This window comes from Pedobacter soli, from assembly GCF_900101435.1.
Lineage (GTDB): Bacteria > Bacteroidota > Bacteroidia > Sphingobacteriales > Sphingobacteriaceae > Pedobacter > Pedobacter soli.
The window spans coordinates 671925-685202 of record NZ_FMZH01000002.1 but is presented as its reverse complement, the minus strand read 5'-3'; the positions used below and the strand labels follow the sequence as shown (position 1 = coordinate 685202).

10 protein-coding genes are annotated in these 13278 nt (G+C 40.8%); 2 read left to right on the top strand and 8 right to left on the bottom strand.

Annotation, left to right across the window (positions count from 1 at the left end; all coding sequences use genetic code 11):
• Positions 1-17: 17 nt before the first annotated feature.
• From hemL to hemA, 4 genes are all read right to left on the bottom strand, one after another.
• Positions 18-1388: a glutamate-1-semialdehyde 2,1-aminomutase gene (gene hemL, locus BLR37_RS06805; protein WP_090766206.1), complete on the bottom strand. Its 1371-nt coding sequence runs from the start codon at positions 1386-1388 to the stop codon at positions 18-20.
• Between the two features lie 93 nt (positions 1389-1481).
• Positions 1482-2450: a porphobilinogen synthase gene (gene hemB / locus BLR37_RS06800; protein ID WP_090766203.1), complete on the bottom strand. Its 969-nt coding sequence runs from the start codon at positions 2448-2450 to the stop codon at positions 1482-1484.
• Between the two features lie 179 nt (positions 2451-2629).
• Positions 2630-4210, bottom strand: coding sequence for a hydroxymethylbilane synthase (gene hemC / locus BLR37_RS06795; protein ID WP_208599609.1), 1581 nt, complete (start codon positions 4208-4210; stop codon positions 2630-2632).
• Positions 4211-4856: 646 nt separating this feature from the next.
• Entirely contained in the window at positions 4857-6083 is a 1227-nt protein-coding gene (hemA, locus tag BLR37_RS06790; RefSeq protein ID WP_090766198.1) for a glutamyl-tRNA reductase, read from the bottom strand.
• Positions 6084-6467: 384 nt separating this feature from the next.
• Between hemA and BLR37_RS06785 the strand changes: the two genes are divergently transcribed.
• Both BLR37_RS06785 and BLR37_RS06780 read left to right on the top strand, forming a co-directional pair.
• Positions 6468-7295 (top strand): alpha/beta hydrolase family protein, encoded by an 828-nt coding sequence (locus BLR37_RS06785; protein WP_090766195.1) that lies wholly within the window; start codon positions 6468-6470, stop codon positions 7293-7295.
• Positions 7296-7322: 27 nt separating this feature from the next.
• Positions 7323-7847 carry a hypothetical protein gene (locus tag BLR37_RS06780; protein WP_090766192.1) on the top strand — a complete coding sequence of 175 codons (525 nt, stop codon included), beginning with the start codon at positions 7323-7325 and terminating at the stop codon, positions 7845-7847.
• Positions 7848-7861: 14 nt separating this feature from the next.
• On the opposite strand, the gene BLR37_RS06775 is transcribed toward BLR37_RS06780, so the two are convergent.
• The 4 genes from BLR37_RS06775 to BLR37_RS06760 all read right to left on the bottom strand — a co-directional run bounded on the left by BLR37_RS06775 (position 7862) and on the right by BLR37_RS06760 (position 13278).
• Complete coding sequence (locus tag BLR37_RS06775; RefSeq protein WP_090766189.1) at positions 7862-9136, bottom strand: mechanosensitive ion channel family protein; 1275 nt, start codon at positions 9134-9136, stop codon at positions 7862-7864.
• Positions 9137-9218: 82 nt separating this feature from the next.
• Positions 9219-11198, bottom strand: coding sequence for a (E)-4-hydroxy-3-methylbut-2-enyl-diphosphate synthase (gene ispG, locus BLR37_RS06770; RefSeq protein WP_090766186.1), 1980 nt, complete (start codon positions 11196-11198; stop codon positions 9219-9221).
• A gap of 348 nt (positions 11199-11546) precedes the next feature.
• A complete protein-coding gene (locus BLR37_RS06765) occupies positions 11547-12161 on the bottom strand; it encodes an RDD family protein (RefSeq protein WP_090766181.1) in 615 nt (204 codons plus the stop codon).
• Positions 12162-12291: 130 nt separating this feature from the next.
• Positions 12292-13278 (bottom strand): LiaF transmembrane domain-containing protein, encoded by a 987-nt coding sequence (locus tag BLR37_RS06760; RefSeq protein ID WP_090766178.1) that lies wholly within the window; start codon positions 13276-13278, stop codon positions 12292-12294.

Sequence of the window (13278 nt, the reverse complement as noted above, 5' to 3'; positions counted from 1 at the left end):
CAGTATCTAAATACTTTCTATTTCTTAAACACTAAATCTAAAGCCTCAAATATCGCACGTTTCGCTTTCTCCAGCTCAATCTTGGTATGTGCTGAAGATACGAAACCAACTTCATATCCCGATGGGCCTAAATAAATTCCGCGGTTTAATAATTCGCGGTGCATAATTTTAAATTTCTCCATGCTGCTGGCATCAATATCATCGGCCGACTGGATTTTATCTTTATCAGTAAAGGCAAACCAAAAGATAGAACCAATGGTAAACACTTTAAATTTATAGTTACGTGCAGTGGCAAAACGTTGGATGCTGGCCACAAATTCCTGTGCTTTGTTATTTAAATCTTTATAAAAGCCAGATTTGCTCAGCTCGGTTAAAGTGGCAATTCCTGCCGCCATGGCTACGGGATTACCAGATAAAGTTCCGGCCTGGTAAACACCACCATCGGGAGAAATATGCGCCATAATTTCGGCACGTGCACCATACATACCCACAGGTAAACCACCGCCGATAATTTTTCCGTAAGTTACAATATCAGGGGTAATGCCATAATGTGCAGCAGCACCTTCAAAACCAACCCTGAATCCGGTAATTACTTCATCAAAAATTAAAAGCGAACCGTTATCGGTACAAATTTTACGCAAGAATTGAATATATTCTTCATCCTGCATAATTAAGCCGTTATTGGCCGGAATACCTTCAATAATTACTGCAGCAATCTGACCTTTAAACTGCTCAAAAGCCTGTTCAATTGCTGTTTTGTCATTCAATGGCACTACAATGGTTTCTTCAGCAAAAGATTTAGGTACTCCTGCCGATGAAGTTTCGCCAAATGTAACCAAACCCGAACCAGCCTTTACCAGCAACGAATCGCTGTGACCATGGTAGCAACCTTCGAACTTTAAAATTTTATCGCGACCGGTAAATCCACGGGCCAAACGAATGGCCGACATTACGGCCTCGGTACCTGAGCTGGTAAAACGAATCTTTTCTACAAAGCGGTTGTTTTTGATAATCAACTCTGCCAGTTCATTTTCTAAAGCCGTAGGTGCACCAAAGCTCATACCGTTCTGCATTACTTCGGTTACTTTCTCTCTGATTTTCGGATTGTTGTGTCCCAAAATCAGTGGTCCCCAGCTGCCACAGAAATCGATAAACTGATTGCCATCTGCATCCCAGATAAAGCAGCCATCACCTTTCTCTATGAAAAGCGGTGTACCATAAACAGATTTAAAAGCCCTTACAGGCGAGTTTACCCCACCCGGGAAATACGTTTTTGATTTTTCGTACAATTCGGCAGATTTTGCCCTCGAAATATCAGGTTTGCTGCCCGTATTTACCGGAATATCGGCTTCGTTACCTGAAAACATTTTTTTTAATGAATCTAACATTTTATTAAGCTAAAAGCAGAAAGACTAAAGCTTAAAGAAAGATCAATTACCTAATCCGGCCTTTGGTCTTTCAGCTTTAAGCTTTCTGCTTAATTACATCCAATCGTTATTTAAAATATCTTTAATGTGGTAAGTAGTAATAATACTTGCTCCGGCTCTTGCGAAGGCGTGCATGGTTTCCATAACCACTTTTTGTTCGTCAATCCAACCGCGCTCGGCTGCTGCTTTAACCATCGAGTATTCGCCCGAAACATTGTAAACTGCAATGGGTAAATTGGTATCTTGTTTTAAGCGCTGAATGATGTCCAGATAAGCCAGGCCTGGTTTTACCATTAAAACATCGGCACCTTCCTGCTCATCTAATTGCGCTTCGCGTAAAGCTTCCAACGGGTTTCTGAAATCCATTTGGTAAGCTTTTCTGTCGCCTTTGCTCGGTGCACAATCGGCAGCCTCTCTGAAAGGACCATAGTAAGCAGAAGCAAATTTTGTAGCGTGGCTCATAATGGCCGCGTTTACAAAGCCGTTTTCATCTAAAAGATTGCGCATGGCAGCAATCCTTCCGTCCATCATATCAGATGGTGCAAACATATCAGCACCTGCCTCTGCATGTGTCAATGCCATTTTTGCAATAACATCCACGGTTTTATCATTTTGAACGTAATCGTTCTCCATAATTCCGCAATGCCCGTGCGTAGTGTACGAACACACACAAACATCGGTTACAACATATAAATCTTCGCCAAACTGTTTTTTAAGCTCACGAACTGCGGTTGGCACTAATGAATGATCGTGATAAGCCGATTTGGCATCAGCCGACTTTTCGTCGCCAACCCCAAACAACATAATTTTGTTGAGGCCTTTTTTTAATCCGGCTTCTACATCTTGTACCAGCGTATCAACCGAATAATGGTTAACACCTGGCATGGCATCAATAGCATGGGTAACATTTTTACCAGGTACCACAAAATAAGGGTACACAAACATATCTTTTGATAACCGGGTTTCGGCCACCATCTCTCTCACTAATGGATTTTTTCTTAATCTACGCGGACGATGTAACATATTTTATTGTATTTAGTATCGAGCGTTAACTCTTTACTTTTGTTCTGTTGTTGTATGAGAAGCATTCACTGTTGAGATGCTGAAACACCTGTCCGGACTCGCCGGGTGGAAGTTCAGCATGAAGATTCAGAAAGACAGCGCCCGGATCTTCTTTATGCTTTGGTCTTTTGGCTTTAAGCTTATCTCATTTCTATCCCAAATACTGCCTCAGCCAATCCGATTTCATCTGGCGAGTACGGCAAGGTATATTTTACGCCCATTTCATCAAATTTCTTTCCTGTTGAATTGCCAATTGCAATTACCTGCTGACCAGGCTCCAATAAATTATCGGCGAAATAAGCATCCACGTTCGATGGGCTGGTAAAAATCAGCACATCAGCATAGCTCTGGTCAATATCATCTTCAATTACTGTTTCATAAATCGGTAAGTCGATAATTTTAGCATCTGCCGGTAACGACTTCTGGATTGACTGTAGTGAATCCTGGGCACGTGGGAATAAAATCTGCTGTCCGCCAACCAATTGTGCAAAATCTTCTGCCACTTCGGTAATATCGCCACTTGCACCAACAAAATCGGCAAAATGGTTAAACTTACGTAAAGCATCTTCCGAGCCTCTGCCCACTACACCGAACTTGGTTTTCTTTGGTAGCACTGGTTTCAGGTTGAAAAAGTATTCGACACTGTTGCGGCTGCTGAAGAAAATCCAGTCGACATGACGCAGAATAAACTGATCCAAAACGGTAACAATCGGGAACGTACGGATTAATGAACGTCCTTCAATTTCAATATCATTATTTTCTAATGCCCTGCGGAAATAACTGTGTTCGCCAATTTCGCGGGAAATAAAAACCTTTGCCGGTTTTTTTCTTTCGGTATTGAACTTGGCCACAATTTTTTCGGCCAGGCCTTCTGTTGTTTCGGCACGTAAAAACAAACGCTCAGGAAAATGATCGGCAGTTTCGGCCTTTGCAGTCCACACTTCAAACTGGCCGTTTTCCTTTTTACAGTAACAGCCCAAAGGCATGTGACAGCCCCCTTCAAAAAGGTTTAGCACTTTACGTTCAACACCTACTTCTTCGGCAGTTGCCGGATCGTGCAGTTTTTGTAATGCATCGAAAAGTTCGGTGTCATTTTCCCTGATCTGAATAGCCAGGGCACCTTGTGCAGGTGCAGGTATAAATTCGGTAGTTTCGAGTTCTTCGATATGTAAATCGCTTACATCTAAACCTAAACGTTTTACACCGGCTTTAGCAATCAAAATCGCATCATAATCCTCATCGCGCAGTTTACCAATGCGGGTAGGCACGTTTCCGCGCAGATCTTCTACTTCCAAATCCGGACGTAAACCCAAAAGCTGGGCTTTACGGCGGTTAGACGAAGTACCTACCATAGCCCCTTTTTTAAGCGATAGTTTCTGCGAAACATCTACACAATCTTTTAAAATTAACAGGTACTCGCTCGCTTCTTCGCGTGGAGGCAAAGCTGCAATGGTTAATCCTTCAGGGTGTGTTGTAGGCAAATCTTTAAGGCAGTGTACAGCCAGATCAATTGTTCCGGCCAAAAGCTCTTCTTCCAGTTCTTTGGTAAAAAAACCTTTGCCTTCTAATTTGTCCAATCTTAAATTCAGGATTTTATCGCCCTGCGTTTTAATGATTTTTATCTCTGCTTCTATTCCAATAGCTGCCAATTCATTTTGAATATGATTAGCCTGCCATAAAGCCAGGTCGCTACCGCGTGTTCCGATGGTTAATTTCTTCACTATTAAGATTAAATGAGCTGCAAATTTAAATTAAATAGTGGTTTATACCATGATTTGTTTAAAAATGAGACAGTGAGGTTACAGAGGGCGTAATTAAGGGGATTTCTATGACATTAGGTGATAAGCTTTGTCATTCTGGGTATAGCGAAGAATCTGCGAGTGATTTGTATAAACTATTAATAAAGTGTTTTTTCCCTCACGCCGCAGTCTTGCCTCGGCTCGCCGCCGCCGATGGGCTCTTACTTTTGGCTTGATCCAAAAGTAACAAAAGATCAAGGCCTGGATCTTTTCTTGTAAAAACCTACGAAAACCTAAATAGCGGCAGTATCTATGCGCTAGCCATCACTCCTCTCCATCGCTCGCACTTGATTCTGCCTTGATCTGTGTTAACATGAAAGGTGGTGCAAAGTTTTTCGTGCTTTTTCCTACGAAAACCTCCTATGCCGAATAGCAGGATGCATTGGATCATGCTTCCAACTTCGCTTGCAAAACGTTAACGGATTATATTCAAACAATCGTTTTGAAAAACTTATTTACAATGAGATTCTTCACTGTGTTCAGAATGACAGCAAAGGGAAAATAGTAACAATAAAAACAAATAGCTTTGCGTTCTTCGCGCATTTACTTAGCGCGCTTTGCGGTTAATCTAAGATTGATTAACCAGAATCTCTTTGGCCATAACCATTGGTACACTGATGTATTTTTTCTCCATGTAGTTCATTACACGTTCTAAAACCTCGCGCGATGCTTCATCCATCTGACTAATTTCTTCGGCAAAAATACCATTGATAGCGGTGTTTTTGATTTCTTTAATCTTTCTGGGCACCTCTTGCATGGCAATTTCGATGCGGCGTTGTTTTAAAACTGAGAAAAACTCGGTGATGTTGTTGCTGATAATATCTTCGGCGTGAACAAGTTCGTTATAACGCTCCTGGATATTTTTACGGGCCACTTCTTTTAAAGATTCGACCTCGATATAATGAACCGGATTGTTGTGGATTACCGCCGGGGCAACATCGTTAGGGATAGCTAAATCGACAATTACTTTTTTGCTGGTATCGCCGTTAAGCAATTTAGCATACAGTTTTTCGTCGATAATGGCCTCAGTAGCACCTGTACAGGTAATAATTACATCAAATCCTTCTTTAAAATCTTCGAGCGCAGTAAGCGGATAAGCTTTACCGTTTAACTCTTCGGCCAACGACTCGGCTTTAGCCAAAGTACGGTTGAAAACAGAAAAATTAGAGTATTTATGTTTGTTCAGGTATTTGGCAATATTCTGATTGGTTTCGCCGGCGCCAATAATTAAAACACGCGAGTTACCACACATGTTTAACTCTTTTAACTTGCGGTAAGCCAATGATACCACAGAAACCGGATTTTTTGAAATATTGGTATGGGTATAAACTTCTTTGGCTGTCTTAACCACGCGATCCATAATCATACGCATGTAATCGCCGGTAAAACCAGCATCGCGACAGCTTTCGTAAGCCCTGCGGATTTGCGCCAGGATTTCCTTTTCGCCAACCACCAAACTCTCTAAAGAGCAAGAGGTTCTTAATAAATGGTTAAAGGCTTCTTCGTTTTCGTAAACAGTTACATTATCCAGGAAACGCTCCATAAACTCAGGCGGTAAACCCATGTCTAAAACAGTAAGAAACCTGGTTACAAATTCTTTGTCGGTTTTTTCTTTAGTAAGAAAAACAAACTCTACACGGTTGCAAGTACCGATATAAAAAATTTCGCTTACCGGAAGCTCTGATTGAATATTCTTCAACCTGCTATCCAGACTCTGATCACATATAACTAACTTCCCTAAAGATTTCAGGTCGATGTGGTGATGCGTAAAAGCTATTACTTTTAAATATTCCAATTGCTCCGTTATTAACTATTATCGGGATACAAAAGTAACATGGTTGGTGCATGTCAGCGTCATTAATCTGTAATTTACATTAATTTAGAACGGCTCTAAATAGCTATACAGCGCTGACAATCCTTTTAAAGCCTTTAAAAACAAGGCCAGATTTTAAACTTTCAATTCCGTTCTAACTGGTTTCCAACCCATTTGATCCACTTATTGATATTACGGATTTTGAACTAAATGGTTGCCTCGCCAAGTAATTTAATCTTTAACTTTGTTAACACCGGATTTATTGTGATGCAGAAAATGAAAATATTTTGCGAAACCCGGTACTTTCAAAAACTGACAACAAAATCTTAATTAGCAGGTTTATATTTTATATCAATACCTTAAACTATGATTACACAAAACGATTTTAGCCTTAGCGGAGCCGATGGAAAACTAATTATTGGCGACATTACTTTCGACGAAAAAAATCCGAACACGCCCATTATCCTTTTTGTACATGGCTTTAAAGGCTTTAAAGATTGGGGGGCGCATAACCTGGTGGCCAGGTATTTTGCCAGCAATGGTTACCGGTATATTAAATTTAATTTATCGCATAGTGGCGTACCAACCGATCATCCAAAGGATGTAACCGATCTCGAAACTTTTGCAAGCAATACCGTATCAAAAGAGCTGTTTGATGTAAATGCAGTGCTCGATTACATAGAAAAAGCTTACGGGGCCGACACCAAGGTAAATTTAATTGGCCATAGTCGCGGTGGAGGCTTATCGATTATTGAAGCGGCCAACGATTTAAGGATTGGCAAACTGATTACCTGGAGTGCCATTGCTGATTTTAGCAGCCTTTGGAAAAAAGAGCAGGAAGCCGAATGGAAAAAGAACGGAAAGATATTTGTAACCAACGCACGAACCAAAGAGCAAATGCCGCTAAATGTTAGCCTGTTAAAAGATTTTGAGGAAAACGAAGCTACGCTAAATATTTTAGAAGCTGCCAAAAGGGTTAACATTCCCTGGTTAATTGTGCAGGGCGATGATGATGTAAATGTTCCGTTTGAAACTGCACAGCAACTTGCAGATGCCAACCCGGCCAGCAGACTGGTAAAAATTGAAGGTGCCAACCATGTTTATGGCGCATCGCAACCTTACACCAACGAAACCTTACCGCCGCTTTTGTTTAAAGTTTGCGAGAAGGTTTTGATGTTTTTGGAGGAAGCGTAAATTACTTATCTTGAGCCATTATATTTTATGGCTCAAGATCGAATTAACCTTTCAGATTCAAACAAAAAGATATTAAAGCAGGCCACAATTGCCTTAACTTTATTTTCATGCCTGATTATTTTTCTGGATAGTAATTTTTCGCCGGTAAAATCAAAGTCAGAATTTATTAATGATTTATGGGGTGGTCGTTCGAGCAACGGAAGGACATATATTTTCAATGCTCAAACTCCAACTAAGACATACAAAATCCCGGCCCTGCTTTTTAATGAGACAAACCATAATGACTCATTGTTAATCTACAGATCAAAAATAACAGGTTTTATCCTGTATTATGGTCTAAAGAAACCTAATAAGATCATTATCTGCAGATCCCGTCTAATTAATGAAGAATTATTCGGCCTGATTACTACAATCATTGGCATTGTGATTGCGACAATACTTTACTTCAACAAAAAATTAGCACAAAACACCACCCTGCAGGGAATTTTGGTCTTTTTAATTATTATTTCATTGATTTTCTTACGAAATTACTTCGGCAGGAGTTATTTTTAGTGTATCAGCCAATATTAATCATCCCCTCTTCTCACCAAATTCCGCATGTCGCTACCACTAGGGCTTTGGAAAATTTCGAGGTCGAAATAAGGTACTGCAGCCAGCAAATGATCGAAGATATCGGCTGCAACTTCCTCAAATTTCTTGAGGCCTTTCTCTTTCGAAAACACATAGATTTCGATGGGAAGACCATTTTCTGTAGCCTGTAACTGCCTCACCATAAAGGTTAAATCGGTATTGATGTATGGATTGCTTTGCAGGTATTTTTCGGCATAAACCCTAAAAGTACCAATGTTAGTCATGTGGCGACCGTTTACCAGGTTATTCGGATTTACTGTATGTTCGGCATTAAAAGTAGCGATGTGTTGCTGGGTTTCTTTTAAATAATCTTTTAAAAAATCGATACTCTGCAGGCGCCCGATCAGTTCTTCGTCGCAAAATTTAATACTCGAAATTTTAATGTTAATGTGCCTTTTAATTCTTCGCCCCTCGCTTTCTTCCATGGCCCGCCAGTTTTTAAACGATTCGCTTACAATGGCATAACTCGGTACAATGGTTACCGTTTTATCCCAGTTGCGCACCTTAATGGTAGTTAAATTAATTTCGGTTACCTCGCCGTCGGCACCATATTTTTCAACGGTAATCCAATCGCCCACCCGAACCAGATCAATAGCACTCATTTGCACAGAGGCTACGAAACCTAAAATCGGATCGCGGAAAACAAGGATAAAAACTGCAGTAACGGCACCAAAACCACCAAAAATATACAATGGCGATTCGTTTAACAGAATGGACAGGATAAGTACGAAACCTACGATGTAAAAAACAATTTTAGCTACCTGCTTATAACTCCTGATAGGTTTATCGGCATACTTTTTCGATGATTCCATAATAGAAACCACCGCATTGAGAAAAGCATTTACCGCAAACATGACGGCCAAAACCATGTAGATTTTAGCAAAAATGAGTGCATAAAAAAGCCAGTTCTTAAAATAAATAAATACGTGAGGAACGGCATTGTAAATGATGTAAGCGCCAAAAATCAAAGCAAAAGCCCTGAATACCCTAAATTCGAACAAGGCTTTTTGCCAGTCGGATTTGGTTTTTGCGCTTTTAACCACGCCAATAAAAATTTGCCGGGTTAAGAAAATGGTGATGAATAAAAACAGTACTACCCCGATAATGCCTATGAAAAAATAGGCATACACCAGCTCATTGCCTGAAAGGCCTTTGCCGCTGAGCCAGTTTCGAAGTTCGTTAAAAAGGGAATGAAACTCGGGAATATTCATCAAGGCAATTTAGTATTTATTGGGCAGAAAATTAAATGGTGCTCGTGGTCTGATTATGGTCTGTGAGGACACAGACCACGGCTTAGTTTTTCTCCACCCAGTTGCCGTCACCTTTAATGATATCGATCAATTCATCTAAGGCATAAGCCGTAGTTACATTTTTCTTTACCACTTCTTTACCGCGGTATAAGGTAATTTTATCGGGTCCGGTGCCTACATAACCATAATCGGCATCGGCCATTTCGCCAGGTCCGTTTACAATGCAGCCCATAATACCAATTTTAATACCTTTCAAATGGTCGGTACGCGAACGGATGAGTTGTGTGGTTTCCTGCAGATCGAAAAGTGTACGGCCGCAGCTTGGGCACGAAATATATTCAGTTTTACTGATACGTGTACGCGTAGCCTGTAAAATACCAAAACTGGTTGAATTAATCAGCGAAAGATTTTGTCCTTGCGCATCAATCCAAACCCCATCACCGAAACCATCGGTAAGCAAAGCACCTAAATCGGTTGCAGCATAAAGCATTAAATTATCGGCATCTGCATCCTGATAGCTTCGTTTAATGATTACAGGGACCTGAATATTTTGTGCTTGCAGGGCTGTAAAAAATGTACGCTGTTCGGCCATGCCGTGTGCAGCTGATGTCTTTAAAATCAAAACAACATTAGGTTTCAATGTTTGAAGGTTGGAAGGTTGGAAAGTTCCGGCATCCACCTCAATAAAGTTTAACAGTTCGTCCTTAATCTCTGCCTGGCCAAATTCTTCAAGTGAAAATAAGGGATGACAGTTATTTTTGTCTTGCAGTTTTAACCAGGTTGGGTAATTGTACACCTGTTTTAAGTTGCCCGGAAAAGAAAAAGAAGGCAAATTATCGCCCAAATAAGCTAAATCGCAGGCCTGATCGGCCAAATTGTATTTATCTAAACCCGCACTGTAGTTGTAACCCACAGCACTTAAAAAATAAGGATCTTTTAAATTTTCTTTCGAAACATCAATCATCACTACCGGATGATGGTGTCCGCCAATGTGTTGTACGGGGGTAGTAACGCGGCGGTTGTACTCGTAAGGGGAATAAGTTTGGCGCTGAGCGCTAAGCGTAGGGCGTAGACTGGTCGACTCCGGACTTCCGACTTCTGACTTCTGACTCCTCAAAGTATACCGATCTGCTAAAGCTTTGGCTACGGGAGCTTCAAATTCGGGATCTTCGGTTAAAGAAACGCGAATGGTATCGCCTAAACCATCTTCAAGCAAAGTACCAATTCCAACAGCCGATTTAATGCGGCCATCTTCGCCATCGCCCGCTTCGGTTACACCCAGGTGCAAAGGATAATTCATGCCCTCTTTAGCCATGGTTTCGACCAGCAAACGATAAGCCTGCACCATTACCTGCGTATTACTGGCTTTCATAGAAATAACCAGGTTATAATAATTCTGGTCTTCGCACATGCGGATAAACTCCATCGCCGATTCTACCATTCCACGCGGTGTATCTCCGTAATGGCTCATAATCCTGTCGGAAAGCGAGCCATGATTGGTGCCAATGCGCATCGCCGTACCGTATTCTTTACAGATTTTAACCAGCGGGATAAACTTCTTGTAAATCCGGCTCAGCTCGGCATTGTAAGCGTCTTGTGTATACTCTATGTTTTCGAATTTCTTTTTATCGGCGTAATTACCTGGGTTTACGCGCACTTTTTCTACAATCCGCGCGGCCATTTCGGCAGCATTGGGTGTAAAATGGATATCGGCAATTAAAGGCACATTATAACCCCTGTAACGTAGCTCTTTCTTAATATTAGCCAGGTTCTCGGCTTCTTTAATGCTTGGGGCAGTAATACGAACATACTCGCAACCCGACTCTACCATGCGGATTGTTTGCTCAACCGTGGCCAGCGTGTCCATGGTATCAGTAGTCGTCATCGATTGGATACGAATGGGATTGTGACCGCCTAAAGCGATATCGCCGATATTTACCTCGCGGGTTAAATACCTCGAATAAGTTGCCAAACTATTGCAATATCCTCCTGCCAAATCGTGTTTTGCCAATATTTTTTCCATTTGGATGCAAAGATAAGGATTGTGTATATGTTTTACTGTTGGAAAGTTGTAATTAAATCAACCGGATTATAAAGACAAAATTATTTTTTTTTGGAAATGAAAGCGCAGTATCATTTGGCAAATACAGCCCCGCTCCCGCTTCTGCCGGTGGAAAAACCGGCATCTCGCTTTGATCGGGTTTATTTTTAGCGATGGGTGGATTTGGCCACATTGTACCGGCCCAGGTTATGTAAACGGGATGGAAGCGGCATACTTTGGCTGTAGGCCTGAGTGTTGTGGAAGGCCAGCCAAAGATATAGCGAACAGCCCGACTAACGACAACAGGACTACTGCACCAGCTTTTCTAATCTAAATCAACCTGTCTTTTATTACCAAAGTGTTGGCGGCAATATCGTGCCAGCACTGGTTTTTCTTGTTTAAGAAGCTATAGAGGTAGCCAAAAAACACCGGAATTACCGATAAAATTTTAGAAAAATTTCGAACCAAAGAAATACCAAAAGAAACCCGGCTCCCATCCATACGGGTTACTTTAATGTTCAGCAGTTTTTTACCAATGGTAGCCTGGCTTTGGGTTGCCTCAGCAATGCTGCCATAAATGAGCTTAACTACAAATATAACCGGAAAGGGAATTAAAAAAGCCATAATTCGCTGGTCTTTCCCCTCGATAAAAATATAACTGGTTAAAATAATGACGGTGTAAAAGCCGAAAATAATAAAATGATCGATTACCGAAGCCAATAAACGCTGATCAAAGGCTGCAAAATACTGCGGGGCGGTTAGCTGGTAGCTGAAACCCAAAAGCTCACGCAATTCGGGAATCGCGTGAGCTTCTTTATAGTCATCCATCCCCGGTTTGCGGATAAATGTATTTGGTTTAATGTCTAAATCTTTAAGTTCGGTTAAGCTATAAGGCCCCTGAGGCTTACCGTTAACTACAACTATATATTCTTGATCAGTACTCATTTAAAATCAGGATTGTTGGGTTTTTAGAATTGTAAGGTCAGGTTTTTTTAAAAGATTTCTGCTAACGAAGTTCGACCTTATGCCTTAAACCCTACACCTTCTACCTTCATTCCCTCAACCTTCCGCCTCCCTAGTATCTGCTCACCTCAAAGTTACTCAATCCGCCATCTAAATTGATAAAGATTTTTTTAGTCGAGGCTTTATAGTTAGCAGTTTCGTAAACGCCATCGCTCAGTTTTATAAATCCATCAAAATCTTTGGCCGATAAACCGGTTTTGGTTTTAATTCTGCAACCTGAATTGGTTGGTACTTTAATTTTCACATCGGCAACACCCGATTTTACTACCACGTCGGTAATTGGCAACAAATCGCCAAAAGTAATGTCGAGGGCTGCAGCACCGCCATCAAAACGGAAAGTACGTACTTTATAATCTTTGAAATCAAAATTAGCTTCACCTGCGCCCAGTTTCATGATCACATCCCAGTTAGCGGCTTTGTTTAATTTAAAGTTCACATCGTTACCACCATCGCCAAAATTCCATTTACCTTTTTTATCGTCCATTTTGAAGGTAAGCACTGTAGCACTATCAGTCAGTACTTTTTTTAGCGAAAAGTTACCATGTTTTTTGGTAATATCTGCATTGATCAGCTCGGGCGTTTCGCCATCCAAATTAAATGAAATTCCGCCACCAGAAATATTTAATACTGTTTTTTTAGCATTATCAGCCTCAACAAAAGGTTCGCTCAGTTTTAACTGGTTAAAAGCGGTATCCTTAATGTCGTCATTATCGTTATCATCGTTGTAGTCATTATCATTTAGGTTAATGTCAACATCTTTTTTAAAGTGATGTCCCCACCAGTTGCCCCTTTCGGGCACTTGCTGTCCTTTATAAAACAGGAACGATAAAGCAACTACTAAAACCGCAATCGAAATGATGCTTCCGGTTTGAGAATTATTTTTATTGAAGAGGATATTTACACCTGCAATGATGAGAAATATTGGCCAAAAGCTCCAGACACTGCGCCAGTAAAAATCAATAATATTAAAGTTTTCGAGTAGCAGTACACCGCCAATAAAAAGCAGTAAAATACCCCACATTAATCTATCTAGTTTCAT

What these genes read in the sequence shown, in the direction of transcription:
- hemL (WP_090766206.1), bottom strand. Translation starts at nt 1,388, where the DNA reads ATGTTAGATTCATTAAAAAAAATGTTTTCAGGTAACGAAGCCGATATT.
- hemB (WP_090766203.1), bottom strand. Translation starts at nt 2,450, where the DNA reads ATGTTACATCGTCCGCGTAGATTAAGAAAAAATCCATTAGTGAGAGAG.
- BLR37_RS06785 (WP_090766195.1), top strand. Translation starts at nt 6,468, where the DNA reads ATGATTACACAAAACGATTTTAGCCTTAGCGGAGCCGATGGAAAACTA.
- BLR37_RS06780 (WP_090766192.1), top strand. Translation starts at nt 7,323, where the DNA reads ATGGCTCAAGATCGAATTAACCTTTCAGATTCAAACAAAAAGATATTA.
- BLR37_RS06775 (WP_090766189.1), bottom strand. Translation starts at nt 9,136, where the DNA reads ATGAATATTCCCGAGTTTCATTCCCTTTTTAACGAACTTCGAAACTGG.
- ispG (WP_090766186.1), bottom strand. Translation starts at nt 11,198, where the DNA reads ATGGAAAAAATATTGGCAAAACACGATTTGGCAGGAGGATATTGCAAT.
- BLR37_RS06765 (WP_090766181.1), bottom strand. Translation starts at nt 12,161, where the DNA reads ATGAGTACTGATCAAGAATATATAGTTGTAGTTAACGGTAAGCCTCAG.
- BLR37_RS06760 (WP_090766178.1), bottom strand. Translation starts at nt 13,278, where the DNA reads ATGAAACTAGATAGATTAATGTGGGGTATTTTACTGCTTTTTATTGGC.